The organism is Mucilaginibacter sp. RCC_168 (genome assembly GCF_041355315.1).
Taxonomy (GTDB): Bacteria; Bacteroidota; Bacteroidia; order Sphingobacteriales; family Sphingobacteriaceae; genus Mucilaginibacter.
Genome location: NZ_JBFUPN010000067.1, coordinates 1 through 893 on the forward strand (window position 1 = coordinate 1; position 893 = coordinate 893).

The 893-nt window shown below is 36.3% G+C and carries 1 protein-coding gene; it reads left to right on the forward strand.

Annotation, left to right across the window (positions count from 1 at the left end):
• Positions 1-789 (forward strand): condensation domain-containing protein (locus tag AB6735_RS27975; RefSeq protein WP_370999476.1); only part of this gene is annotated, 789 nt, incomplete at its 5' end.
• Positions 790-893: the final 104 nt, after the last annotated feature.

Genomic DNA, 893 nt, shown 5'->3' on the forward strand with positions numbered 1-893 from the left:
CAGTTTAAAGAAAAGATCGATCCAATACGGTTGCCTTTTTATCAGGCAGAAAGGGAGCCGCGTAACGGGAGCAACGAAGAACAGGTAGTTTTCCGCCTGGATAAAAATGTTAGTGAAGCCCTGGCTGCTATTGCAAAAGAAGAGAATGGGACAATGTTTACAATTCTGGCCACGATTTTGGCTTTGTTAATTGAGAAATATACCCATCAAGACAATATCATTCTAGGCACGCCGGTTTCAAACCGAAAACATTTGAGCTTGGAAGACCAAATAGGGCTTTACTTGTCCACCTTGCCGCTGAAAATCGAGGTTAGAAGCACAGAGTATTTTAATGAAATGGTCAGAAGATCATCTCGATCTGTTCTGGAAGCATTAGGTCATCAGGCGTATCCATTTGATAAGCTCGTCAATGACTTGAGGCTAGCAGGGGTATTAGGTAGCAAGCCGATATTTAATGTAATGATTAATATGGTGGGGAATGATTATTTTGAAAAAAAACAAGATCATATGCCTGTTCAGGAAAAAATAGATATTACCGTTTTTCCGGTTCCGTATCATTATAGTAAATACGATCTTATTATGTATTGTTCACTAAATGATGGCATTTTAGATATTTCACTGGAATATAATACGGATCATTTTAGTGAAGCTGATATTATTCAGTTTGGTAATTCATATCAGGCACTTATAAGAAATATTATTATCAATCCTAATCAAAGAATATCTTATTATTCTATATTTGATAAACCGGATTTTAGTATCGCGTCAGCTCTTACACCAACCAAATAAAATTAAAATCATATTGAATATGGATACTAAATGTTCCTATCATCAAGATCGTTTGTGGTTTATAGATCAGTTCGAATCGGGAAACTTGTACGCATCTTCACCGG